Origin of the sequence: Tessaracoccus sp. MC1865 (assembly GCF_017815535.1) — a bacterium.
Classification (GTDB): domain Bacteria; phylum Actinomycetota; class Actinomycetes; order Propionibacteriales; family Propionibacteriaceae; genus Arachnia.
In genome coordinates, this window is the sequence record NZ_CP072596.1 from 2436214 (window position 1) to 2460897 (window position 24684).

Annotated in this window: 23 protein-coding genes and 1 riboswitch; of the genes, 13 read left to right on the plus strand and 10 right to left on the minus strand. The window is 69.1% G+C overall.

Annotation, left to right across the window (positions count from 1 at the left end):
- Positions 1–2: 2 nt before the first annotated feature.
- Positions 3–833: a proline dehydrogenase gene (locus J7D54_RS11380; RefSeq protein ID WP_182763989.1), complete on the minus strand. Its 831-nt coding sequence runs from the start codon at positions 831–833 to the stop codon at positions 3–5.
- Positions 834–909: 76 nt separating this feature from the next.
- Complete coding sequence (locus J7D54_RS11385; RefSeq protein ID WP_182763990.1) at positions 910–1710, minus strand: sugar phosphate isomerase/epimerase; 801 nt, start codon at positions 1708–1710, stop codon at positions 910–912.
- Positions 1711–1839: 129 nt separating this feature from the next.
- Here J7D54_RS11385 and J7D54_RS11390 point away from each other — a divergent pair, with 129 nt between their 5' ends.
- The 5 genes from J7D54_RS11390 (at position 1840) to J7D54_RS11410 (ending at position 7375) form a co-directional block, all read left to right on the plus strand.
- On the plus strand, positions 1840–2478 hold the full coding sequence (locus J7D54_RS11390) for a VOC family protein (protein ID WP_182763991.1): 639 nt from the start codon (positions 1840–1842) through the stop codon (positions 2476–2478).
- A gap of 63 nt (positions 2479–2541) precedes the next feature.
- Positions 2542–3915: a DNA repair protein RadA gene (gene radA, locus J7D54_RS11395; RefSeq protein ID WP_182763992.1), complete on the plus strand. Its 1374-nt coding sequence runs from the start codon at positions 2542–2544 to the stop codon at positions 3913–3915.
- A gap of 113 nt (positions 3916–4028) precedes the next feature.
- On the plus strand, positions 4029–5945 hold the full coding sequence (locus J7D54_RS11400) for a dTDP-4-dehydrorhamnose 3,5-epimerase family protein (protein ID WP_182763993.1): 1917 nt from the start codon (positions 4029–4031) through the stop codon (positions 5943–5945).
- Positions 5938–7008, plus strand: a complete 1071-nt coding sequence (locus J7D54_RS11405) for a HEAT repeat domain-containing protein (protein WP_182763994.1) — start codon at positions 5938–5940, stop codon at positions 7006–7008. Before J7D54_RS11400 ends, J7D54_RS11405 begins: the two co-directional genes overlap by 8 nt.
- Before the next feature lie 85 nt (positions 7009–7093).
- Positions 7094–7375: a hypothetical protein gene (locus tag J7D54_RS11410; protein WP_182763995.1), complete on the plus strand. Its 282-nt coding sequence runs from the start codon at positions 7094–7096 to the stop codon at positions 7373–7375.
- A 46-nt stretch (positions 7376–7421) separates the two neighbouring features.
- On the opposite strand, the gene J7D54_RS11415 is transcribed toward J7D54_RS11410, so the two are convergent.
- Entirely contained in the window at positions 7422–8183 is a 762-nt protein-coding gene (locus tag J7D54_RS11415; protein WP_182763996.1) for a HEAT repeat domain-containing protein, read from the minus strand.
- A gap of 102 nt (positions 8184–8285) precedes the next feature.
- Between J7D54_RS11415 and J7D54_RS11420 the strand changes: the two genes are divergently transcribed.
- The 7 genes from J7D54_RS11420 (at position 8286) to J7D54_RS11450 (ending at position 17442) form a co-directional block, all read left to right on the plus strand.
- Complete coding sequence (locus J7D54_RS11420) at positions 8286–9950, plus strand: AarF/ABC1/UbiB kinase family protein (protein WP_209455117.1); 1665 nt, start codon at positions 8286–8288, stop codon at positions 9948–9950.
- Positions 9951–9975: 25 nt separating this feature from the next.
- Positions 9976–11019 (plus strand): DNA integrity scanning diadenylate cyclase DisA, encoded by a 1044-nt coding sequence (gene disA, locus J7D54_RS11425; protein WP_182763997.1) that lies wholly within the window; start codon positions 9976–9978, stop codon positions 11017–11019.
- Between the two features lie 59 nt (positions 11020–11078).
- A riboswitch (TPP riboswitch) is annotated at positions 11079–11185 on the plus strand.
- 33 nt (positions 11186–11218) lie between these two features.
- Complete coding sequence (locus tag J7D54_RS11430; RefSeq protein WP_182763998.1) at positions 11219–12280, plus strand: thiamine ABC transporter substrate binding subunit; 1062 nt, start codon at positions 11219–11221, stop codon at positions 12278–12280.
- Complete coding sequence (locus J7D54_RS11435; protein WP_182763999.1) at positions 12277–13926, plus strand: iron ABC transporter permease; 1650 nt, start codon at positions 12277–12279, stop codon at positions 13924–13926. The genes J7D54_RS11430 and J7D54_RS11435 overlap by 4 nt, the downstream gene beginning before the upstream one ends.
- Entirely contained in the window at positions 13920–14894 is a 975-nt protein-coding gene (locus J7D54_RS11440; protein ID WP_245243979.1) for an ABC transporter ATP-binding protein, read from the plus strand. Before J7D54_RS11435 ends, J7D54_RS11440 begins: the two co-directional genes overlap by 7 nt.
- 12 nt (positions 14895–14906) lie before the next feature.
- On the plus strand, positions 14907–15512 hold the full coding sequence (locus J7D54_RS11445; RefSeq protein WP_182764000.1) for a TetR/AcrR family transcriptional regulator: 606 nt from the start codon (positions 14907–14909) through the stop codon (positions 15510–15512).
- 82 nt (positions 15513–15594) lie between these two features.
- Positions 15595–17442: a LuxR C-terminal-related transcriptional regulator gene (locus tag J7D54_RS11450; RefSeq protein ID WP_182764001.1), complete on the plus strand. Its 1848-nt coding sequence runs from the start codon at positions 15595–15597 to the stop codon at positions 17440–17442.
- Between the two features lie 65 nt (positions 17443–17507).
- On the opposite strand, the gene J7D54_RS11455 is transcribed toward J7D54_RS11450, so the two are convergent.
- On the minus strand, positions 17508–20003 hold the full coding sequence (locus J7D54_RS11455; RefSeq protein ID WP_182764002.1) for an ATP-dependent Clp protease ATP-binding subunit: 2496 nt from the start codon (positions 20001–20003) through the stop codon (positions 17508–17510).
- Positions 20004–20163: 160 nt separating this feature from the next.
- A complete protein-coding gene (locus tag J7D54_RS11460; RefSeq protein ID WP_182764003.1) occupies positions 20164–20484 on the minus strand; it encodes an Lsr2 family protein in 321 nt (106 codons plus the stop codon).
- 89 nt (positions 20485–20573) lie between these two features.
- On the opposite strand from J7D54_RS11460, the gene J7D54_RS11465 reads away from it, so the two are divergent.
- Entirely contained in the window at positions 20574–21683 is a 1110-nt protein-coding gene (locus tag J7D54_RS11465; protein ID WP_182764004.1) for an NADH-quinone oxidoreductase subunit D, read from the plus strand.
- 16 nt (positions 21684–21699) lie between these two features.
- Here the strand turns inward: J7D54_RS11465 and J7D54_RS11470 are convergent, their stop codons facing one another.
- From J7D54_RS11470 to folP, 5 genes are all read right to left on the minus strand, one after another.
- On the minus strand, positions 21700–22329 hold the full coding sequence (locus J7D54_RS11470) for a hypothetical protein (RefSeq protein ID WP_182764005.1): 630 nt from the start codon (positions 22327–22329) through the stop codon (positions 21700–21702).
- 92 nt (positions 22330–22421) lie between these two features.
- Positions 22422–22892, minus strand: a complete 471-nt coding sequence (locus J7D54_RS11475; RefSeq protein ID WP_182764006.1) for a DUF3180 family protein — start codon at positions 22890–22892, stop codon at positions 22422–22424.
- Positions 22893–22921: 29 nt separating this feature from the next.
- Entirely contained in the window at positions 22922–23485 is a 564-nt protein-coding gene (gene folK, locus J7D54_RS11480; RefSeq protein ID WP_182764007.1) for a 2-amino-4-hydroxy-6-hydroxymethyldihydropteridine diphosphokinase, read from the minus strand.
- The gene (gene folB, locus J7D54_RS11485) at positions 23478–23864 is read right to left on the minus strand and encodes a dihydroneopterin aldolase (RefSeq protein WP_245243981.1); all 387 of its coding nucleotides are present in this window, start codon (positions 23862–23864) and stop codon (positions 23478–23480) included. The genes folK and folB overlap by 8 nt, the downstream gene beginning before the upstream one ends.
- Before the next feature lies 1 nt (position 23865).
- On the minus strand, positions 23866–24681 hold the full coding sequence (gene folP / locus J7D54_RS11490; protein ID WP_245243983.1) for a dihydropteroate synthase: 816 nt from the start codon (positions 24679–24681) through the stop codon (positions 23866–23868).
- Between the last annotated feature and the right edge of the window lie 3 nt (positions 24682–24684).

The following is a 24684-nucleotide window of genomic DNA, read 5'->3' on the forward strand; positions in this document are numbered from 1 at the left end:
CCTCAACTCTTGTCGGCCACCGCGCGCAGGTAGCTGAACGCTGTGCGGGGGCGGGCGGCGATGCGGGTGGTCAGGTACTCGAACCAGCCCGGCCCGAAGGGGACATAGGTGCGCGACGTGAAGCCGATGTCCGTCAGGCGACGCTGCTCCAGCGGCCGCACGCCGTAGAACATCTGGAACTCGAACCCGTCGCGGGGGATGGCGTTGCGGCGCGCAAGGTCCTGGGCGATGGCGATCAGCGTGGGGTCATGCGAGGCCAGCATGGCGTAGGCACCCGATTCCATGGCGACGCGGAGGCAGCGCACCAGGGCAAGCTGCTTGTCGCGCTCCCTGCGGTAGCCCATCGACGGCGGCACGGGGTAGGAGCCGACGCACAGCCGCACGCGGGCACCGGCACCGGCAGCTGTGGCCAGGTCACGCTCGGCGCGTCGGATGTCGGCCGGCAACGTGATGCCGAGGAGGGGGTGGTCCAACCGGGCCCGCTGCCAGAGGTCCAGCGTGGGCTGGTACTCGTCTGCCCCCTGCATCTCCAGCGTGATCAGGGCCCCGGCGTCATCTGCGGCCCGGCACAACCCGTCCAGCACCGCTGCTGCTGCCACGCGGTCGTCGCGGAGGCCGAGGGACGAGGGCTTGACCGACAGTTCAGCGCCCCGGGCGAGGTCCCCCAGATGCTCGAGTGTCTCGAGGATCCGGCCCGGCGACTCCGACTCGTCGTCGCTGGTGGGCAGGTAGGCCAACGAGATCTCGAGGCCCTGCTTCTTCAGCTTACGGGCCACCGCGATGGCGTCGGCCTCGGCGGGCACCACGTACGCGCTGGCGAATTCCTCGGCCACGCCGCTACTGAGGGCGGCGCCCTGAACCCACCGCGACCGGATGACGGAGCGCACTGCGCTGTGGAGCCGCGACATATCAGTGGGCCCCGGCCTGCGCCTTGGCGAGCGTGTCGCGCACGGTCTGCAGGGCCCCGCCCAAGAGGTCCTCGCGTTCGTGGCGCGAGCGGGCCCGGCGCGTCGACACCTCGAGCACGATGTGCCCCGTGTACCCGGTACGCACGATCTCAGCCAGGACGCCCCAGGCGTTCTGGTCCCCCTCGCCGGGAAGCAGGTGTTCGTCCTTGAAGGACCCGCGACCGTCCGTGAAGTGCACGTTGGCCAGCCTGTCTCCCCAGGCGTGCACGAAGTCCATCGACTGACGCTGCGAGGTGGAGGCATGGGACAGGTCCAAGGTCAGGTGGTCATAGTCATAGGGCGTGGGATCCCAGCCGGGCAGGTAGGTCTGCATCGGACCTGCAGGCGTACGCCAGGGGAACATGTTCTCCACGCAGAACTTCACGTCCCCCTCGGCGTTGAGCCGCTTGATGCCCTCCACGAAGCCGGCACCGTACTCACGCTGCCAGCGGAAGGGGGGGTGCACCACGACGACGTCGCCGCCCAGGTGCTGCACGGCCTCGCCGGATCGCTTGAGTTTGCCCCACGCGTCGGAGCCCCAGGTGCCCTGGGTGATCAGCAGGGTGGGCGCGTGCACCGACAGCACCGGCACGCCGTGGTAGTTCGCCAGTTTCTCCACAGCCGCGATGTCTGTGGACAGGGCGTCGACGCCGACCATCAGTTCGATGCCGTCGTACCCGAGCGCAGCCGCCAACTCGAATGCGCTGGCGGAGGCTTCCGGATACACGGAAGTGGTCGACAAAAGAACCTTCGACTGGGTCACATCGCCACCCTACCGCGCACACAGATCCCGCCGGTTGACCCGTGGGATCGCGATCGCCGACACCACGCTGATAGCCGCCCGGCAAGCCCCGATTAGTCGTTTCGCCCCCACGAGGGGAAGAATGTCGGTATGCACGTCGACCATTTGATCTTCGCAACCGGTCCCGCAGGTCTCAAGGGTGAGGCTGAACGACTGGCTGACGCACTGGGCACCGAATACAAGGACGGCGGTTTCCACCCCCGCTTCGGTACGCGCAACCACATCATCCCCTTGGCGGACGCCCGCTACATCGAGGTGGTCGAGGTACTCGACCACCCCGCAGCGGACAAGGCCGCCTTCGGCCAAGCCGTCCGCGCCCGCTCCGAAATGGGCGGCGGCTGGCTCGGCTGGGTACTGAGCGTCAACGACATCTCCCCCTACGAGAAGCGCCTCGACCGCTCCGCAGTGCCCGGCTCACGCCTGTTCCCCGACGGCCGCCGGCTCGAGTGGGTCCAGATCGGCATCCGCGGGCTCATCGCCGATCCGCAGCTCCCCTACTTCCTCGAATGGAAGTCGGACGATTCGCTCCGCCCCGCCGCCCTCCACGGCGACTGCGCGTTGAAGGAACTGCAGATCTCCGGCTCGGCGGACCGCCTCTCCGAATGGCTGGGCGTGGACGTCGCGGACCAGATCGACGGCATCAAGCTGGACCTGGTGTCGCCCAACGGCACCCCCGGCCTCAACTCCGTCACGTTCGACACCCCCTCCAAGGGCACCGTCACCATCTAATTCGTGGCGCCATCGACGACGGCTCGTCCGACTTTGTCTGCGCCGTGACCTAGGCTCAAGCGCGTGGCGAAGAAACAGGACACCTACAACTGCACCGAGTGCGGCTGGACGTCCGTGCGCTGGGTCGGCCGCTGCGGCGAATGCCAGGCCTGGGGCACGGTGGTCGAGCGGGGGGCGCCACGGCTGCGCGCGGTGGCCTCCTCCGTGCCCATGCAGCAGGCGGTGCCCATCTCGCAGGTGCCCACGGATTCGGCCCAGCGCAAGCTGACCACCATCGCCGAACTGGACCGCGTGCTGGGTGACGGCCTCGTTCCCGGTGCGGTCGTCCTGTTGGCCGGCGAGCCCGGTGTCGGCAAATCCACGCTCCTGCTCGACGTCGCCGCCAAGTGGGCCCGCTCCGGGGAGAAGACGCTGTACATCTCCGGCGAGGAGTCCGCGTCCCAGGTGCGGCTGCGCGCTGAGCGCACAGGCGCCGTCGACGACGAGCTGTACCTCGCCTCGGAGACAGACCTCGGCACGGTGCTGGGCCACATGGAACAGGTGCGCCCCTCCCTGCTGGTGCTGGACTCGGTGCAGACCATCTCTGCCGCGGACGCGGACGGCGCGCCGGGCGGCCCCAGCCAGGTCCGCGAGATCACCGCCGCCATCGCCCGCGTCGCCAAGCGCGAGAACATGGCGGCGATCATCGTCGGGCACGTCACGAAGGACGGCGGCATCGCCGGTCCCCGCACGCTGGAGCACCTGGTGGACGTGGTGCTCACCTTCGAGGGGGACCGCCATTCAGGTTTCCGCATGGTGCGGGCCACGAAGAACCGCTACGGCCCCGCAGATGAGGTGGGCTGCTTCGAGATGAGCGAGAACGGCATCGTCGAGGTGCCGGACCCGTCCGGGCTGTTCACCACCGCCCACAACGAGCCGGTGCCGGGCACCTGCGTCACCGTCACGCTCGAAGGCCGGCGTCCGTTGCTGGCGGAGATCCAGGCGCTCATCGCCCCCTCGCCGCAGTCGTCGGCGCGCCGCACCACGCACGGGCTCGACGGCTCCCGCATCGCCATGGTGCTGGCCGTCCTCGAGCGCAAGGTCAAGCTGCCGCTGTCGGCGCTCGACGTCTACGCCTCGACGGTGGGCGGAGCCCGGGTCACAGACCCTTCGGCAGACCTCGCCGCGGCAGTGGCCATCGCATCAGCCGCCCTGGACAGGCACTACCCCAAACGGCTCCTGGCCCTGGGCGAGGTGGGCCTGGCCGGAGACCTCCGCAGGGTGCCGGGTGCCGAGCGTCGCCTGGCAGAGGCGGGCCGGCTCGGCTTCGAATTGGCCATCATCCCCACCGGCTCGCGCGACGTCACGGCCCGGGTCCCCAAGCTCGGGAACCTGCGCGTGGTCGAGGTTCCCACTCTGGCAGACGCCCTGGGGGTACTGGATCTCCGGCGGCCCTGACCTCGCCCGGCCCCGTTGGGCGATTTTGCCGCGGTGACAGGATGCGCACGCCGCCACCGCGCGGCGCGGCTTAGGATACGAGGGCGCAGACAGCAGACGGAGGGCAGCAACACGTGAAGACCACCACCTCCATCCCGGGGCTGTTGGTACTGCACCTGAACGTGCAGTACAACGACGACGGGTGGTTCAAGGAGAACTGGCACCGGGCGTCCTTCGGTGCGGCCGGGTTGCCGGATTTCGGGCCGGTGCAGCAGAACGTCACGCACACCGTGGACCGCGGCGTCACGCGCGGCTTCCACGCCGAGCCATGGGACAGGCTCATCACGCTCACCAGCGGACGCGCCATGGGCGCCTGGGTGGATCTCCGGCCCGGCGAGTCCTTCGGCCGCACCTTCTACTGTGACCTGGACACCTCGGTGGCCGTGTTCGTGCCGCGCGGGGTGGCCAACGCCCACCAGGTCCTGGAGGACGGCACCACGTTCTCCTACCTGTTGGAGCACCACTGGACCCCCGATGCGCGCAAGCAGTCCGCCACCGCGAACCTCTTCGACCCGGCGCTGAACATCCCGTGGCCGATCTCACGGGACCGCGCGCTCGTCGCCCAGCGCGACGCGTCGCTGCCGCTACTGCAGGACGCCCCGCCGATGCCCCCACGACGCACGCTGGTCGTCGGCACCGACACCTCGTTGGGCAGGGCCCTGGCCCGCCAACTCCCTCAAGCCGTGGGCCTGCCCTCCTCCGCCTTCGATGCTGGAGCTGCCCCCATCGACCTCTGGGCGTTCGACACCATCATCGGGGCAGCCGGCAGACTCCCCACCGGGCTCCCGGACCAGTTCGAGCGCGAAGAGACGTGGTCGTCCGCCGCCGTCCGGGCACACCGGCTCGCGGAGATCGCCCGCACGCACCGGCTGCGCTACGTACACCTCTCGGCCGACGGGGCACTGCAAGGCCCGGGTCCCGAGCACGGTGAAACCGACGCGCTGGACCTCGGTCATCCGCACGGGCAGGCGCTGGCGGCCGGCGAACTGATCGCCGCGACGGTCCCCCGCCACCTGATCATCCGGACCGGCTGGGTGATGGACCCGGATGAGGGGTTCCTCCGCGACATGACCGCCCGGGCCCGGCACCACCAGCCCGTCACCGTGCTGGGAGATTACTTCGGCCGGTTGACCTTCACGGACAGCCTCGCGGCGGGAATCATCCACCTCGTCCGGACGGGGGCCGCTCCCGGCGTCTACAACCTGACCGGTGACGGCCGGTCGGTGAGCTGGGCGCAGGCGGCGCAGCGGGTGTTCCAGATCGTCGGCGCAGATCCGGCTCTGGTGCACAGTTCGGCTGTTGCCGATGCCCCATCCCCCGCCCTGCTGCGGCTCGACAAGATCAAGGCCACCGGCTTCAGACCGGACAACGCGTGGCTGGGCCTCATCGACAAGGTGCCCGGGGCCAAGCCCGCACCGCTGCCGGCCACCCCGGCGGCCGGTACCGCAGCGACAAGAATGCCTGGCAGGCCCTACACGGTCATGTTCGTCTGCACGGCCAACATCTGCCGCTCGGCCTATGCAGATGTCGTCGCCCGGGCGCGCAGGGTGCCGGGTCTCCGCTTCCTCTCGGCAGGGATCCAGGCCCTCGTCGGTCACGAGATCGACCCACCCATGGCGGCACGTGTCGTGGACGGCGACTCCTCCACCCACCGGGCCCGGCAACTGACCCGGGCCATGCTCGAAGAGGCGGACCTGGTGGTCGCCATGGCCGCAGACCACCGCCGCTACATCCTCGACAGCTGGCCGGCGCTCGGCCGCAAGGTGTTCGTCATCGGGCACATCGCCCGCGAACTCGCGTCCCTGCCGGAGTCGGCCACGCTCGCGGGCGTCACGGAGCATCTCTGGAGGCACCGCACCTCGGACACCTCTGACGACGTGCCGGACCCGTACGGCCGCGGCGACGCAGCCGCCAGGTCGGCAGCCGACAGCATCGACGCCCACCTCGACATCATCCTCGGGGCTCTTACGGAGCTGGCCGGCCGTGACTGAGTGGCTCCGCATCGGCGAGGTGTCCCGCCTCACCGGCCTCACGCACCGCACGTTGCGGCACTACGACGAACTCGGCCTGCTGGTGCCAAGCGGCCGTTCGTACGCTGATTACCGGCTCTACTCGCCGGAAGACATGGAGCGGCTGCTGGCAGTCCAACACCTCAAGTCACTGGGCCTCAGCCTGGACGAGGTGCGGCAGGTGCTGGACGACCCGGGAACGGACGCGGCTGAACTGATCGGCCGGCACATCGTGGCCGTCGAGGCGCGCATCGGCGAGGAGCAGGAACGGCTGGCCCGGCTCCAACGGCTGCGGGCAGCCGCGCAGACCGGGTGGGACGACGTGCTCGACGTGCTGTCGCTGGGCGAACAACTCCAGCACGAGGACCCCAGTGTGCGGTTCCGGGCCGCGCTCACCGAGCAGGGGGCGGCCGCCGTCGAAGACCTCGTGGAGAGGCTGCGCTCAGATCCGGAGCCGGGCGTCCGGGAAGCGGCCACCTGGGCGTTGGTGCACCGCGGCGCCGTCGTGATGAACGCCATCGCGTCGCTCGGGGACGGCGACGAGCGGGCACGCCGGTCACTGGCACACGTCCTGGGCAAACTCCGCGACCCGATGGGGATCGCCACGCTGGGAGAGCTCGCGCACGACGACTCCGAGGAGGTCGCCGCCAAGGCTGCGTTCGGGCTGGGGCAGGTCGGTGGCGAGGCCGCAGCGAAGCTGTTGGTGCCGCTGCTCTGCGACGAGCGCGGCGCGGTGCGTGAGGAGGCGTCCCGGAGCCTCGGGCGCATCCCCGAAGCAGGCTGGTTGCTCAGGGACGCAGCCGCGGACGCGTCGGCCGTCGCGCGGTTGCACGCCATGGAGGCCCTCGCAGGTCACTCGGATCCGGCCGACGTGCCGGTGCTCATCGCCGCGCTGCACGACGCGGACCCCGAGGTGCGCCTGGCCGCCCTACTGGCGCTGGGCGAACGACCCGAACCGGAGGCGGCCGCCGCCATCCGCGCGGAGGCCTCGTCGACAGACGATCGCACCCGGTTGGTGGCGCGGCGGTTGCTCCGGTCGTCCTAGTCCGCTGTACCACGTCGCGTCCCCACTGACTGCGGATTGAGCGCCCCGGCTGGTAGCGTCGATCACCCGAAACAGGAGGACGGCAATGAACAGCGACCAGTACCCCAGCAGCGGCCAGCTCCCAGAGGACATCACTCCCCTCCCCGGCGTGAAGGCGCAGGACCCGGACACGGGAGCGGAGGATCCCCGCCGTTCGGACGAGGAGATCGCCGACGAACTCGAAGACGATCCTGGGATCGATTCCGACACCGGCACCATCTTTGACGGGGACGACGACGACCTTGACGGCGACATCGACGAGGACGGCACCGACGACCTCGGCGCGGTGCCGTTCACACCCGTCCAGCCCAAGCATTTCGGCGGCTGACCGGGGCCCGTTGGTTGGCCAACGGGCCCCGGCGAGCGGCGAGAGCTCAGGAGGGGTTGTGCACCCGCTCCTCGAGGAACCGACCCGCGACGGCCGCGAGCGAGCGGTCGTCACCCTCAGCCACGCGGGCCAAGGCTTCGTCAGAGGCGTAGCCCAGTTGCCCGAGCGCGGAGACGGCGGCGAGCCGCACATCGGCGTCCTCGTCGGCCGTGGCCTGCTCCAGCGCCTCAGCCGCACCGTCCGCCTCGGGTCCGCCGACGTAGCCGAGCGCCTCGGCGGCGTGCTCCCGAACGGCCGTCGACTCGTCGGTCAGCCGTGCCACCAGTGCGGCCACACCGCCCTGGCCGAGCTTGCGGAAGGCGTCACTCAGCGCGTCGCGTTGCCAGTCGTCGCCGTCGCCCAAGCGGGCGGCCAGGTCACCGGCGGCCAAATGGCCGCCCGTGTTGGCAGCGGCCCGGTACGCCTTGAGCGCGACGTCCTTGTGCGGGTCCGCCACCAGCCCACGGACGTGCTCGAAGTGCTCCGGGTTGCCCACCTTGCTCACCACGTGGGCCCCGGTGAAACGGACGTGCTCGGAGTCGCTCTGCAGCATGGCGAGGATCTCGTCGTTAGCCTCATCGGCGTGCTGCACCACGGCCCACGTGAGGTCCTCCCGCACGCGTCCGTCGGTCTCCGTCTTCAGGTGCGCCAGCAGCGCCGGGACGACGGCCGGGTCCTTGATGGACCCGAGAGCCAGCGCGGCCATGCGACGGTCGGTGCCAACGGGGGAATCGAGCTGGTTGATGAGGGTCTGGGCATTTCGTGTCATGCCTCAGAACGTAAAGCCTCACGTCGCGTGAAGGTCAACCGGCGAAACCGAGGTCGACTACGCTGTGGGCAGAACCAGGGACAGGGAGCAACGATGCCGGACATGGCCATGATCACCAGGTTGGGCACGCTGCTGGTGCGCCACATGGGCGCCTTCAGCACGCAGAGCTCAGAGATCCCGGGTGACTCGCCGGACGGCAACAAGACGGCAGAGGACGCGCGCAACTTCACGCGGTCACTCGAGGAGATGGGCCCCACCTTCATCAAGTTCGGGCAACTCCTCTCCACGCGGCGCGACCTGCTGCCCGCCGTCTACACCGACGAGCTCAGCCGGCTGCAGGACGACGTCGAAGTCGTGCCCGTCGAACAGATCCGCGCGCGCATCGAAGAGTCGCTGGGCGCCTCCCTGAACGCGATGTTCTCGGAGTTCGACGACGTGCCGATCGCCGCGGCCTCCCTCGCGCAGGTGCACCGCGCGGTGACGAAGTCCGGCCGCGACGTCGTCGTGAAGGTGTTGCGCCCCGGCGTGCGCGACCGGGTGCGCAACGACCTCGATTCGCTCGCAGGCCTGGCAGATTTCGCGGACCACAACACACCCGTCGGCCCCCGCCTCGGTGCCGCGCGGATGCTGGCGCAGTTCCGGCGCTCCATGGCCGACGAACTGGACTACCGCAAGGAGGCGGCGAACCTGCGCCTGTTCGCGGACCTCGCCGAGGACGAGCGCGACCTCGTGGTGCCCACCCCCATCGACGACTACTCCACAGACGAGGTGCTCACGCTCGAGTTGATGCCCGGGAAGAAGATCACCGACGTCGGCAAGATCGAACTGCTCGACGTCGACGGCCCGGCTCTGGCGGGTTCGCTGTTCCACTTCATGCTGAAGGCCATGCTGGTGGACGGCATCCTCCACGCGGACCCCCACCCCGGCAACCTGTTCCTCACGCCGGACCACCGCATCGCCATCCTCGACGTGGGCATGGTGGTGCGCCTGCCCGCGCGGGTCCGGGCGTCGCTGGTGAAGCTGCTCGTGGCCATCGGCGACGCCGACGGCGAGGCCGCGGCCATGGTGCTGGCCGGGATGGGCCACCCGCTGGAGGACTACGACGCGGCGGCCTTCCGTGACTCCGTCACCCACCTCGTGTCCACCACGCTCGCCATGGGTCCGGATCTCCAGGCGGGCACCGTGCTGATGGAACTGGCCCGGCTCTCCGGGGAACACGGCCTCCGTCCTCCTGCCGAGATGACGATGGTGGCCAAATCGCTGCTGAACCTGGATCAGGCGACGCAGCACCTGGATCCCGGCTTCACGCCCATCGAGGCCATCCGGGCCAACGTCTCCACCATCCTCCGCGCCGGCTTCAGCCCGAGCGCCGGCCAGACGCTGCTGAGCGGGCTGGAGGGCAAGGAGTTCATCGAACGGCTCCCCCGCCGCGCGAACCGCATCCTCGACTCCCTCGCCGAGGGCGAGTTGAGCTTCAACATCAACGCCGTCGACGAGGATCGGCTCCACATGGTGCTGCACCAGGTGGCGAACCGGCTGTCGGTCGCGCTGATCCTGGCCGCGATCACGGTGGCGGCCGCCCTGCTGATGGTCGCCGACGTCGGGCCCCCCCTACTGGGCTACCCCGCGCTGGGCGCGATCTTCTTCCTCATCGCCGCCATCGGGGGCCTCGTCATGGTGGTCGGGATCCTCTTCGAGGACCGGCCCCCGGTCCGACGCGTCAAGCGCCGTGACAGGCGCCGCAAGCTGTACGACGACGCCCCGTAGACTGACCCCGACGTAAGGAGTCCAGGTGCCAAGGTCCGCCATCCGCCGCTATCTGCGGTTGCTCGCGCCGGGCACCCAGCTGCGCGGGGGCCTGGATCGCATCCTGCTCGGCCGCACCGGCGCCCTCATCGTGCTCGGCAACAACACGAGGGTCCAGCAGGTGTGCTCGGGCGGCTTCCAACTCGGCGTCGACTGCACCGAGCAGAATCTCCGCGAACTCGCGAAGCTCGACGGGGCGATCATCCTCTCCAACGACCTCAGCCGCATCGTGGCCGCCGGCGTGCACCTCGTGCCGGAGGGCGATCTTCCCACGGCCGAGACGGGCACCAGGCACCGGTCGGCGGACCGCACGGCCCAGTCTGCCGGCGTGCCGGTGGTCACCGTATCGGCCTCTATGAGCACCGTCTCCCTCTTCCTGGGGGGCCGGCGCCATCCCGTCGAGACCGTGCCCCAGGTGATCAGCCGGGCGAACCAGACGCTGGCCACTCTGTCGCGCGTCGTCACGCGGCTCACAGACCAGATGGAGCAGTTCACGCTGCTCGAGATCGGCGAGCAGGTCACCCTGCGCGACCTCACCCACGTCGCGCACCGCCTGGAACTCACCCGCAGGTTGTCCACGGAGATGCAGTTCCATGTGGACATCCTCGGGGTCGAGGGGAGGATGGTCGCGCTGCAGCACACGGAACTGGCCAGCCACTTCGAGGGGGTCGCGGATCTGCTGACGGAGGACTACGCGCACAACCTGTCGGACCCCTCGGAATTCGACCTGCTGGCCCTGCACAACTTCTCTCCCGAGGAACTCTTCAGCGGCGGCCTGGTGGCGGAGCGGCTGGGGTTCGGGGCGAACGCCAACCTGGAACAGAGCCTGGAGACGCGCGGCGTGCGACTCCTCTCCCGGGTGGGCCGGTTACCGGCGCCGATGGTGTCGAAGCTGGTGGGCAGGTACACCCTGCAGGAGATGTTCGGCGCCTCCGTGTCGCAGTTGATGGAGATCGACGGGATCGGCCCGCGCCGTGCGCGCCAGATCCGCGACGCCCTGCTGCGGATCACGGAATCCAGCGGTTCCTGACAGACGCCCGTCAGCCGCGAACCCCCTGGAGAGCACTTCCCGGACTGCGCTAAGGTGGACGCCGAACACAGGGGAGCGCCACCGGGGCGCTGAGAGTGCGGGAGGCCGCAGACCCTCAAACCTGATCCGGTTAGCACCGGCGTAGGGAGTTGGGAATTCTCCTCGGCATCCGCCGAGCCCTCCTCTTGAAGGAGCGGACATGAAGTTCTTCGTACACTCTGCCATCGCGGCCGCCGCCGTGCTGGCGCTGGCGGCCTGCGGCGGAGCGGCCACCCCGGGGGGCACGGAAGGCCCCGCGCGCGAGACGTCCGAGGCGCTCACCTCGTCGTCGACCTTGACGGTGGTGACCCACGATTCGTTCAGCCTGCCGGACGACCTCAAGGCCCGGTTCGCCGAGGAATCCGGCCTGGACGTGACCTACGTCCAGCCCGGCGACAGCGGCACCCTGGTCAACCAGCTCATCCTCACGAAGGACTCGCCGCTCGGCGACGTGGTGTTCGGCATCGACAACACCTACGCCTCGCGCGCCGCGGAGGAGGGTGTCCTCTCCGGTTACGAGTCAGAGGCCCTCCCGGAGGAGGCCAGGGCCATGGCCACCGAGGGCCTCACGCCCATCGACTTCGGCGACGTGTGCATCAACGCCGACAAGCGCTGGTTCGCCGAGCACGACCTGACCATCCCGGCCACCCTCGACGACCTCCTCAAACCCGAATACAAGGACCTCCTCGTCGTGACCCACCCGGCGTCCTCCTCGCCGGGCCTGGCCTTCCTGCTCGCCACCATCGGCGAGAAGGGCGACGGCTGGCTCGACTACTGGTCCGCCCTGGCGGACAACGGCCTGAAGGTCGCCTCGGGTTGGACCGAGGCCTACTACACGGACTTCTCGGGCGCCGACGGCGCAGGGCCCCGCCCGCTGGTGCTGAGCTACGCCACCTCCCCCGCGTACACAGTGGACGGGGACGAATCCACCACCGAAGCGCTGCTGGACACGTGCTTCCGCCAGGTCGAGTACGCCGGCGTCCTCGCGGGCGCCCAGAACGAGGAAGGCGCCCGCGCCTTCGTCGACTTCCTGCTCAGCCCCGAGGTGCAGAGCGTGTTCCCCACCGAGATGTACATGTACCCCGCGGTGACCGACACCGAACTGCCCGAGGAGTGGGCCCGCTTCGCGCCGCTGGCACCGTCGCCGGTGGAGGTCTCCCCCGAAGAGATCGACGCGAACCGCGACCAGTGGATCCGTGACTGGACCGAGGCCATGGGGTGAGATCGACCCTGGGTTGGCGGCTGGGATGGGCGCTGACGGCGCTCGTTCCGGCCGCCTTCCTGACGCTCTTCTTCGCGTGGCCCGCCGCCGCGCTCGTGCTGCGGGGCTTCCACGACGACACCTCATGGACGCTCGAGGGTTTCAGCTCAGTCTTCGGCTCCCGCCGCACCTGGGGGGCCATCTGGTTCACCCTCGGCACGGCCACCGCCTCCACGCTGCTGTGTCTGGTGCTCGGGTTGCCGGGCGCCTACCTCCTCTACCGCTGCCGGTTCCGCGGCCGCGACACCTTGCGCGCCCTCATCACCATCCCCTTCGTGCTGCCCACGGTGGTGGTGGGCGTCGCATTCGGCTCATTGCTGCGCCCCGACGGGCTGCTCGGCTGGCTCGGCCTGGCCGGCACCCCGGCCGCCATCCTCGCCGCGATGGTGTTCTTCAACTACTCCGTGATCGTGCGCACGGTGGGCACCCTCTGGGCGCGCCTCGACCCGCGCCTGGCCCAGGCCGCCGGCACGCTGGGCGCCTCTCCCCTCCGCACACTGCGCACCGTGACGCTGCCGGCGCTGACGCCGGCGATCGTCTCCGGCGCATCCCTGGTGTTCCTGTTCAGCGCCTCCAGCTACGGCATTGTGATGGTGCTGGGCCAGACCCGCTACCGCACCATCGAGACCGAGATCTGGTTCCTCACCACGCAACTCCTCGACCTGCCGTCGGCCGCCGCCCTGTCGATCACCCAGCTCGTCATCGTGTCCGCCGCTCTCTGGCTGAGCGGCCGCGCCCAGGCCCGCATGACCCGCGCCCTGAGGCTGCAACCCGACGTCGACTCGGAGCGCGGCCTCTCCCTGCGCCGCGACGGTCCGGCGCTCGGCCTGACGCTGGCCGTGGCCGTGGCGCTGCTCGGCCTCCCCCTCGCCAACCTCGCGTGGCGCTCACTGCACCGCGACGGTGGGTTCACCGTCGTCAACTACCTGCAACTCGCCGCCGAGGGCGGCGCCGGAGTGAGCGTGTGGGCAGCACTCCGCACCTCACTGGTCACAGCCATCGCAGCGACGGCCATCGCCGTGACCCTCGGGCTGCTCGTGGCGCTCGTCGCCTCCAGGCGACCCCGACGCGCGGCGGGCAGATCCGCACTGGCCGTGGTGGAGTCGCTGTTCCTGCTGCCGCTGGGCGTGTCCGCCGTCACCGTGGGCTTCGGCTATCTGATCACGCTGAACCGGCCGCCGCTGGACCTCCGCTCCAGCATCGTGCTCATCCCCGTGGCCCAGGCCGTCGTCGCCCTGCCGCTCGTGGTCCGCACACTGCTGCCCACCCTGCGCGCCATCGACCCCCGCCAACTCGAGGCCGCGGCCACGCTGGGCTCCACGCCCTGGCAGGTGGTGCGCCGCATCGAGCTGCCCCATCTCGGCCGGGCGGTGGGCCTGGCGGTGGGGTTCGCCTTCGCCACCTCGCTGGGTGAGTTCGGTGCCACGAGTTTCCTGGCCCGGCCGGACAACCCGACGCTGCCTGTGTTGATCTTCCGGCTGTTCGGCCGCCCGGGCGCAGAGAACTACGGCGTGGCGCTGGCCGCCTCCGTGGTGCTGGCAGGATTGGCAGGGATCACGATGGCCGCCGCCGAACGCCTGCGGCCGAAGGAGGTGGCCGCGTGGTGACCGGTCTGGAAGTACGCGATGTGTCGGTCCGTTACGGCCGCACGGTCGCCGTCGACGACGTGTCGCTCCGGGTGGAGCCGGGCACGATCGTGGCGCTGCTGGGCGCGTCCGGATCCGGCAAGTCGACGCTGCTGCGGGCCATCGCCGGCCTGCAACCCCTCTCGTCGGGGGCCATCCTCTGGGACGGCGAGGACCTCGCCCCCGTGAAGGTGCACAAGCGCAACTTCGGCCTGGTGTTCCAGGACGGCCAACTGTTCCCGACGATGAACGTGGCCCGCAACATCGCCTACGGCCTGGGCAGACTCCCCAAGCCGGAGCAGTACGAGCGCGTGGAGGAGATGCTCGAACTCGTCGGCCTGGCAGGCTACGGCAGCCGCCGGACCACCGAACTGTCCGGAGGCCAGGCCCAGCGGGTGGCGCTGGCCCGCTCGTTGGCCCCGTCGCCACGGGCCCTACTCCTCGACGAGCCCCTCTCCGCGCTCGACACCGGTCTGCGCCGCCGGCTGGCCGACGACCTCGCCAGGATCCTGCGCGAGACCCACACCACCGCCGTCTACGTCACCCACGACCACCAGGAGGCGTACACCATCGCGGACTTCGTGGCCGTGCTCGACGAGGGGCGGCTGCTCCAGCTGGCCTCCCCCGAGATCCTGCGGGAGCGGCCGCACAGCAGGCAGGTCGCCGCCTTCCTGGGCTACCGCGCGTTCGTCGTCGAGGCCGAGGCGCGCCGCCTGGGCTGGACGGGCAGCCTGGCCACGGGCGAGCTGCTGGGCATCGGCCCCGCCTCGCTCCAGTTGGATCCGCACGGTCTCGAGCTGGCGGTCGTCGACCAGACGCTCACCATCGACGACGTCGAGGTGAAGGTGCTGTTGCCCGACGGCCAGACCGCGACGGTGGCCTCGCCGTCGAAACTCGACACGCTCTCAGTTCGGGTGACCCTGGTCGGGGGCGCCATCGTTCCGGCGTGACACAATGTCGCCATGCCGAAGATCGCCGCTGCCTCCGTCGCGGAGCACCGCGCGCAGGTTGAGGTCAAACTCCTCGACGCAGCCGAGGCGCTGCTCCGCGCCGGGCTACCCCTCACCGCTGGGAAGGTGACGCAGGACGCGGGCATCGCGCGCAACAGCATCTACCGCTACGTGGACAGCATCGACGACCTGCGCGGCATGGTCGTGGCCCGCTACCTCCCCCTGTGGTCCAAGACGGTCGGTGATGCCGTCGCCGAAGTGACGGACCCCGGGGACCAGGTTGTCGCCTGGGTGCGGGCCAACCTCGAGGAGGCCGCCAGCAGCGGTCACGGGTGGCTCATGCAGATGGCCCAGCAGCCGGGCGCCTCCAAGGTCACCTCCGCCATCGCGGACCAGGCCCACACCGTGCTGCGCGCCTCGCTCATCAGCGCCTGGCGCGCGCTGCTGAAAGACCCTGACCTGGTCCGGCTCAACGTCGCGCTGACCCGAGGCATCCTCCAGGCGGCGTTCGTGCAGATTGATCAGGGATTTCCGCCTGAGAAGCTGATTCCCTCCGTGGTGGACGCCGCTCGGGCGATGGTGGACGCCGCAACCGGCACCGCCGCACGCGTAAATTAGTTTCGGGCCCCTGCCCCCGCAGCGGTACCCGGGGATAAGATTGGCCCGAACGGTGCCGGATGGGCGCGGAAGGTGCGGGGGCATGTCACCACAGATGGCAGATCGGCTGGTCGCCGTCCTCGCGCGGCTGTCGCCGGGGGTGGTGTGCGTCAGCGGAGGCGCAGCAGCTGACCGTTCCACCCTCATCCTGGGGGCCCTGCAGCGGTTGACCAGCCAGTACCGCGAGCCCTCCCACGTCGACCTGACCACGCTCGACGCCGATCAGGCACTGGCTCGGGTCCTCACCGCGATGCGCAGGCTCCCGGCCCGCCGAACCTCGGCACCAGGGCGGTCCTCCATGTGGGAGCCGGAACTCCTCGTCGCACACCACGCCGAGAACCTCGCGGGCCGCGAGGCCCAGACCGCGGCCGCCGCGGAACGCGAAGGCGTGACCGTGCTCGCTGTGTCCCAGCACCGCCTCGGCGGCGCCCTTCTCGCGTCCCTCTCCCTCGGCCCCGTGGACCACCGACAACCGCCCCGGGCGTCGTCGGAGGACGGCGCGCCGGTGGGCCCCGAGCAGTACGCAGCCATCGCCCGGCAGGCGGCCCTCCACCGTTCAGGCGGCGACGACCTGTCGGCCATCGCTCTGCTGGCCTCCACCTACGATGCCGCCAGGGGGGCCGTCCACGAGCTGGAGGCGGTCAACCCGCCGATGGCGGCGCGGCTCGCCGTCGACCTCCTGCCGGAGGCGGACCGCCGGGGCGACGAGGACATCATCGGCGACGTCCTGTACCGCCTCCTGAAGAGGGCCGACACTCCCCTGGAGGTGAAGCTCGACGGTTTTACGTGGCTGGCCCTCATCGAGTCGTTCACCTCCGACGCGGTCCAACGGGTGCCACGCATCCAGAAGAACCTCAACACGGGAGTGGCGATAGCGGAGGCCCTGGGGCGTCCTGAGGACCTGCTGTTCCCGCGCCTGGCCGAAGTCCTGACCCTGGGGGTGCTGCGCGACTACGACCGCGCCGGCAAGGCCGCCGCTGACGGTCTCGAGATCGCGACGCGCCTCGGACTGGACGGCTGGCGGGCCCGCTTCGAGTTCGGTGTCGCCACCATCCGCCACGTGCTCGGCGACCACAAGGGTGCCACCGACATCGCCATGTCCGCCTGGCAGCGGGCCGAACAGGCCGGGGACCAGAAGGCGATGATCTACAGCGCCCTGCTGCTCGGGCGGCTGCCCTCGACCACACCTGATTCTCCCGGCGGCCTGCCGGCGCTGCGACGGGCCCTGGCGCTCGCCCGCGACCTGGGAGACCGGCGCCTGGAGTCCTTCACTCTGGTCCTCCTGGCGGTTCAGGCGCTCTCTACGGCAGACCCGGCCAGCTCCGCGCCCTGGCTCATCGCGCGCTACCGGCTCGTCGCCCGTAACCGCAACGGCAACGCCCTGGTACCCCACGTGCTGCTGACGCTGCGGCTGGCCGCCCGGATGGGGCACCCCAGGGTTGCGGCCCGGTTGCACGGCTCGCTGCTCCAGTGGAACGAACTCATCCTCGGCGCGCTCCCCTCGGTGCTGCAGACCCAGTACTACGAGGCCGTGGCGATGGCCAGTGCCTCGTTGGGCGAGAACGAGTTCGACCGATGCGCCGAGGAGGGCACGTACCTCTCACTGGAGAGCGCCGCGGCGGAGGCGGTCGATTACGTGCTGCGGATCGCGAACCCCGGTGCCGCGGAGGCACCCGCCTTCTCACCGCCGAGCGAGCTGACCGCCCGCGAGCGCGACGTGCTACGCCTCCTGGTGAGCGGTCACCGCAACAAGGAGATCGCCGAGCGGCTGGTCCTCTCGCCGAAGACCGTGATGCACCACACCAGTGCCATCTACCGCAAGCTCGGGGTACGCGGGCGGGCCGAGGCCGCCGTCGCCGCCGTGCGGGTGGGCATCATCCCGCCCCCGTGAGGCGGGCCGGAACGCAGCGTGGGGTGGGCCCTTTCGGACCCACCCCACGTCGTCTGTGCGGACGCTTACTCCGCGGTCTTCGCCGGTTCCAGTTCCTCGACGGCGGACTTGGCGACGCCGGTGAACGAGAACGGCAGTTCCGATCCCTCTTCCGCGACATCCACCAGGACGATCTGACCGGCGGTCAGGTCACCGAAGAGAATCTTCTCGGCGAGGATGTCCTCCATGTCGCGCTGCAGGGCACGACGCAGCGGGCGGGCACCCAGCACGGGGTCGAAGCCCCGCTTGGCGATCAGCGTCTTGGCCGCGGACGTGAGCTCGATGCCCATGTCCTTGTCCTTCAGGCGGCCCTCGATCTGGGCGACCATCAGGTCGACGATCCGCTCGATGTCCTCCTGCGGAAGCTGGTGGAACACGACGATCTCGTCCACGCGGTTGAGGAACTCGGGGCGGAAGTGCTGCTTGAGCTCGTCCGACACCTTGTTCTTCATCTTCTCGTAGCTCGAGCCATGGTCGTCGGCCCGGGAGAATCCCAGGTTGACCGACTTCGAGATGTCGCGCGAACCGAGGTTCGTCGTCATCACGATGACCGTGTTCTTGAAGTCCACGACCCTGCCCTGCGCGTCCGTGAGGCGACCCTCGTCGAGGATCTGCAGGAGCGAGTTGAAGATGTCCGGGTGGGCCTTCTCGATCTCGTCGAACAGCACGACGGAGAACGGCTTGCGGCGCACCTTCTCCGTGAGCTGGCCGCCCTCCTCGTAGCCGACGTAGCCGGGGGGCGAGCCGAACATCCGGGAGGCGGTGTGCTTCTCGGAGTATTCAGACATGTCGAGCGTGATGAGCGCGTCCTCGTCGCCGAACAGGAACTCCGTGAGCGCCTTGGTCAGCTCGGTCTTGCCGACGCCCGAGGGGCCGGCGAAGATGAACGAGCCGCTGGGACGCTTCGGGTCCTTGAGGCCTGCGCGGGTGCGTCGGATGGAGCGCGACAGTGCGTGCACCGCGTCGCTCTGGCCGATGATCCGCTTGCCGATCTCGTCCTCCATGCGAAGCAGCCGCTGGGACTCCTCCTCCGTCAGCTTGAACACCGGGATGCCGGTGGAGCCGGAGAGCACCACCGCGATCTCCTCCTCACCGACGACGGCGGGGATGTCCGAATCGCCCTGCTTCCAGGCCTCCTCCTTCTCCGCACGCTGCGCCCGGAGCTTCTGCTCCTCGTCGCGGAGACGGGCTGCCTTCTCGAAGTCCTGCGCGTCGATCGCGGAGTCCTTCTCCCTCTTGTTGGCAGCTATCATCTCGTCGAACTCACGCAGGTCCGGTGGGGCGGTCATCCGCTGGATGCGCAGGCGCGCGCCGGCCTCGTCGATCAGGTCGATGGCCTTGTCCGGCAGGAACCTGTCCTGGATGTAGCGGTCCGCCATGGTGGCCGCGGCCGCCAGGGCCTCGTCGGTGATCGTGATGCGGTGGTGGGCCTCGTAGCGGTCGCGCAGACCCTTGAGGATGTCGATGGTCAGCGCGACGGAGGGCTCGGCAACCTGGATGGGCTGGAACCGGCGCTCCAGCGCGGCGTCCTTCTCGATGTGCTTGCGGTACTCGTCGAGTGTGGTGGCACCGATGGTCTGCAGCTCACCGCGCGCCAGCATGGGCTTCAGGATCGACGCTGCGTCGATGGCACCCTCGGCCGCGCCGGCGCCGACGAGCGTGTGGATCTCGTCGATGAACAGCATGATGTCGCCGCGGGTCTTGATCTCCTTGAGCACCTTCTTCAGGCGTTCCTCGAAGTCACCGCGGTAGCGGGAGCCGGCGACCAGCGCACCCAGATCCAGCGTGTAGATCTGCTTGTCGCGCAGCGTCTCGGGCACGTCACCACGGACGATTGCCTGGGCCAGGCCCTCGACGACGGCAGTCTTGCCGACGCCGGGCTCACCGATCAGCACCGGGTTGTTCTTGGTGCGGCGGCTGAGCACCGTCATGACGCGCTCGATCTCGTGCACGCGGCCGATCACCGGGTCCAGCTGGTTCTCGCGCGCAGCCTGCGTGAGGTTGCGGCCGAACTGGTCCAGCACCTGCGAGCTGGACTTCTCCGCGCCGGTCTCGGGCGCACCGGACATGGAGGACTCGCGTCCCTGGTAGCCGGTGATGAGCTGCAGCACGGTGTTGCGCACGCGGCTGAGATCAGCACCGAGCTTGATCAGCACCTGGGCGGCCACACCTTCGCCTTCGCGGATGAGGCCGAGCAGGATGTGCTCGGTACCGATGTAGTTGTGGTTCATCTGCAGAGCCTCGCGAAGCGAGAGCTCGAGCACCTTCTTGGCGCGCGGCGTGAACGGGATGTGCCCCGTCGGCACCTGCTGACCCTGGCCGATGATCTCCTCGACCTGGTCACGCACGGCCTCGAGGGCGATGCCCAGCGATTCCAGAGCCTTGGCAGCCACGCCCTCGCCCTCGTGGATGAGGCCGAGCAGAATGTGCTCCGTGCCGATGAAGTTGTGGTTGAGCAGCTTAGCCTCGTCCTGCGCCAGCACTATCACGCGGCGGGCTCGGTCCGTGAACCGTTCGAACATAAGAACTTCTTCCCTTCCCGTTGCCGCGCGACGCGCACGGAGGCAACTTGAGTCTCAAGCTTACTAACGCTTGGAGAGGAACAAAGGTCCTACGCTTCTCCCGCGGCGAACAGAGCCGCGGATGGACCAGGGTGCCCGGCGGTGGTACACCGCCGGGAGATCAGTTGGCGGCTTCGTACGCGGCGACGATGTCGGCTGCGATCCGGCCACGGTCGGAGACCTTGTACCCGTTGGCGCGAGCCCAGTCGCGCACGTCCGAGTTGGTCACCTTCTTGGCACCACCGCGACCGGAGGAGGCACGCCGACGGCCGACCTTGTCCGCCTTGGCGATGTAGGGGGCGAGCAGTTCCCGCAGCGCCTCTTCGTTTTCAGGCGTGAGATCGATCGTGTAAGCGTCTCCACCGATGGAGAATTCCACCGGCTTAGCCCCCTCGGCGCCGTCGAAGTCGTCGATGTGAACCACGCGGACCAGTCGGGCCATTGAAATCTCCTTATTAGATGTATCCGGTGAAAGCTAGGATAGCCAGCAGATTAGCGCTTCGGTCGGGTCTATGAATAGAGGGTGCCACCGTGAATTCCACGAGATACAGCGTTGGCGGGCTCGCATTCCCTGACCACCAACCGATCACCCTGGGTCCACGCCACCCCACGAGTGCCGGCCTGATCACGCTCGCCGTGGATACGGAGGCCGATCGTATCGTCGCCGCAGATGTGACCAGCGGTTACGGCCACCGGGGCGCGGAGAAGCTCTTCGAGGTACGGGATTACCGGGCCATGATCATGCTCGGGGACAGGCACGATTGGCTCGCGGCATTCAGCGGTGAATTGTCGCTGACCCTCACGCTGGAGAATGCGATGCGCCTCAGCGCGCCGCCGCGGGCAATCATTCTCCGCACCCTCCTCGCGGAATTGGCCCGCATTCACTCCCACCTTTCATTTCTCAGCTATTTGTCATCCGGCACGGAGCCGAATGAGCGTCTGTGGCGGGTGGTCGAGGAGATCCGCAGCCGCTTCCTCGCCTGGACCGGCAACCGGGTCCACCCCATGCTGAACCGGGTGGGCGGCCTCGCCACAGATGCCCCCGACGGATGGCTCGCCACCCTGGACGAACTGTTGGACGACGTGGCGCGGCTCTCTGCAGACCTCCGCGCGATCCTCGACCGGACCAGCCGGTTCTCCGGCCTGGGCATTCTCGACCAGTCCGCGTGCCTCGGATTCGGGTTGACCGGCCCGGTGGCACGGGCCGCCGGATTCGACCCGGATCGGCGAGCCGACGGCTACCTCGCTTACGGGAGCGTCTTCCGCCCCGTCCACACCCGCACCGCCGGCGACGCCGAGGCCCGCCTCGGGGTGCTGATCGACGAGGTGGGGACCTCCGTCGACATGATCCGCGTGGCCCTCGCCCTGGCCGCCCAGACGCCTGGAGAGGTCAACATCAAACTCTCTCGTCGCCTCCGGGTGCCGGAGGGTCAGCACAGCACTGACATCGAGGCACCGTGGGGAATCGCCTCGTGCCTGATGAACTCGCGGGGCGGGCAGACGCCCTGGCGGGTGGCGCTGCGCACACCGTCGTTCGCCAACGTCTCGGCGCTGGGAAAGGCCCTCGAGGGCGCCACCACAGCACAGATCCCCGACGTCATAGCCTCATTGGGCTACTCCATCGGGGATCTGGACAAGTAGGGCGGGGCTGCGCCTCTCAGGCGTGCCTGCGCAGGTCCGGCAGTACGTCGAGGTTGAGCTTGGCGATGTCCACCATGGTGGGGTGCTCGTCCTCGCCCCAGATGTCGTCGATGCTGGGGTGCAGCGCGCGGCTGGGGAGTTCGACGATGTTGGCGGTGTTCTCGGCCTGACGCTCGGCGCGCTCCGCCTCCAGATCCGCGATGCGCTTCTCCAGGGCGACGATGCGGGCCTGCCGCTCCGCCACCTCGGCACGCAGCCAGACGCTGTTGCCGCGCATGGAGCTGAGCTCCGACTTGGCGGCTCCCAGCTGGCCACGCAGCTTCGCGATGACCGCCTTGAGGTTGTCTGCACGGGCGTTGTACCGCTCGATCATCGCGACGGATTCGGCGTGGTGCCGGTCCGCCTGTTGCGAGCGCAGATCCACCTCATGCTTGAGTTCCTCTGAGTGCAGCACCCGCTCGAAGCTGAGCTGACGCCACACCACGTAGACCGCAGCGACCGCCATGAGGACAGCGACGATGACCCCCGCACGCACGAGCCAGACGTTGCCCGCCATCGAGGCGAGCGAGACAGCGGTGCCGACGGCGAGAATTGTGAGTGCAATAGTGCGCTCTGAGGACTTGTGAGCTGCGCGACGACCAACCATGGCGCCCATTGTAGGTACGCTCGAACAAACACCCGTGTATTGAAACGGGCATGTTGCGGTGTTCCCAGTGCGTCGCGCCGCGGGCTGCTATTTCAGGCCGGCGAGGGCGAGGAGCCGTCGGGCTTGTCCTCGTCATCGTCGTCGTCGTGGATGACGCACGCCCGCTCCAACAGCGCGCCGGCGCCGGCCAGGAGGAGGGCGGCGGCGATGGTGGCGCTGCCCTGGATCACGCGGGCCGACGGCAATGCCGCGTCCAGCTGGGAGAGGTAGCGCATCACGTAGACGATGTGCCCACCGGCGAACAACGCACCGGTCATGATCATCGACTTGCCGACGGCGAGGGCGGCCAGGCCCTCCTGCGGCGCGAGGCGCTTCTCCTCGATCCGCTTGGGCAGGGCCCCGCTGTAGATGGCCACGGCCAGGGCCAGGCCGACCAGCATGATGGGCACGGACCAGGGCACCACAGGTGGGAAATGGCCGGCGGCCTCGAACCCGAGGATGACCAGGGCGAAGATCACCGCCCCGGACAGGACAGACACGACGGCCTGGCGAGGTGTGGTCAACCCCAGCTTCGGCCTGGGTTCCCTGCTGCTCAAAAGCCAGTGTTGGCTTGGATCGTGATGTCGCGGCGTGGCGTGAGCACGCTGACATCGATGTCGTCCAGCAGCTCAGCGATGGGGCCGTGACCTGCGATCTCGCCGTTCGGGTCCACGTCGTGCCACGGAACGAGGACGAAGGCGCGCTCGTGGGCGCGGGGGTGGGGCAGCTCGATGTCTCCCTCGGAGATGCGCTTGCCCACCATGATGATGTCGATGTCGAGCGTGCGGGGGCCGTTGCGGACCTCGCGGCTGCGGCCGAAGTTCTCCTCGATCGCCAGGCAGCGGTCCAGGATGGTGAGCGGCTCGAGGGTGGACTCGGCCACCACCACCATGTTGAGGAAATCGCTCTGGTCCGGGCCTTCCCCCACCAGTTCGCTCTGGTAGACGGGTGACACATCGACGAGGATCAGGTCAGGCGTCTCCGCGAGGAAATCAACTGCTTCCTGGAGGATTGCGGCCGAGTCACCGAGGTTCGAACCCAGGCTGAGCACCACCTTGGAGATGGGGCGCAGGTTGCCGAGGGTGTCGACATCGATTTCGAAGGGGCCGTTAGACATGTCTGCTCCTGCTGATCGTGACGGATACGTCCGTGAAGGTCTGGTTGATGGGGGCCTTGGGCTTGTGCACCGTAACCGTGACCCGGTCCACTCTCCCATGGCTGAGGCACCTGTCCGCAATCTCGCCTGCGACGGTCTCAATGAGATTTCGCGGTTCGCCGGTGACGACGGCTTCGATATCTGCGGCGATCTCGGCGTAGTTCACGGTGTTGGCCAGTTGGTCGCTGACGGTGTCAACGGTCAACTCCAGTTCGACGTCGACGACGAAGGGTTGACCCTCGCGGCGTTCCTGCGGGAAGACACCGTGAAAGCCGGTGGCCGTGAGCCCGGTGAGCGTGATTCGGTCGATGACGGGGTCCCCCTTAGCTTCCACTGGCACCTTACCGGACCTCTTTCCCGAGGGGAGCTTCGCGGTCCAGTCGACGGGCGACGGCGATGGCGTCGGCCTGCCCACCGACGTCATGGGTGCGCACCGCCCACACCCCGTGGAGCGCGGACCAGAACGACACGGCCGCCGTCGCGCCGTCGCGGCCCAACGGTTCGCGGCCGCCGAGCAGTTCACCGAGGAAGGCTTTGCGGGAGGCGCCTACCAGCACCCGGTGCCCCAGTCCCTGGAACCGGTCGAGGTGGCGCAGCAGCGTCCAGTTGTGGTCCCACGTCTTCGAGAATCCCAGGCCAGGATCCAGGATGATCCGGCCTTCGGGGATGCCCGCCTCGAGGGCCTTGTCGCGCTGCCCGAGCAGTTCGCCCAGCACATCGGCGACCACGTCGCCGTACTGCGCGGTGGACTGGAACCGGGCGGAATGGTCGCGCCAGTGCATGAGCACGAAATCCGCCGACGACTGGGCCACCACCCCGAGCATGTCCGGGTCCGCCAAGCCACCGGAGACGTCGTTGATGATGCGGGCACCGGCGTCGATGGCGGCCGAGGCCACCTTGGCGCGCATGGTGTCGACGGAGACGGTGATGCCGTCCGCTGCGAGCGCGGCCACGATCGGCACCACCCTGCCCAGTTCTTCCCGCAGACCCACCCGGGCCGAGCCCGGGCGCGTGGACTCGCCGCCGACGTCGATCATGGACGCCCCGGCGGCCAGCATGGCCCGGGCGTGGGTGATGGCGACATCCGCGTCCAGGTAGGCGCCGCCGTCGGAGAACGAATCGGGCGTCACGTTGAGGATGCCCATCACGAGTGTCATCAG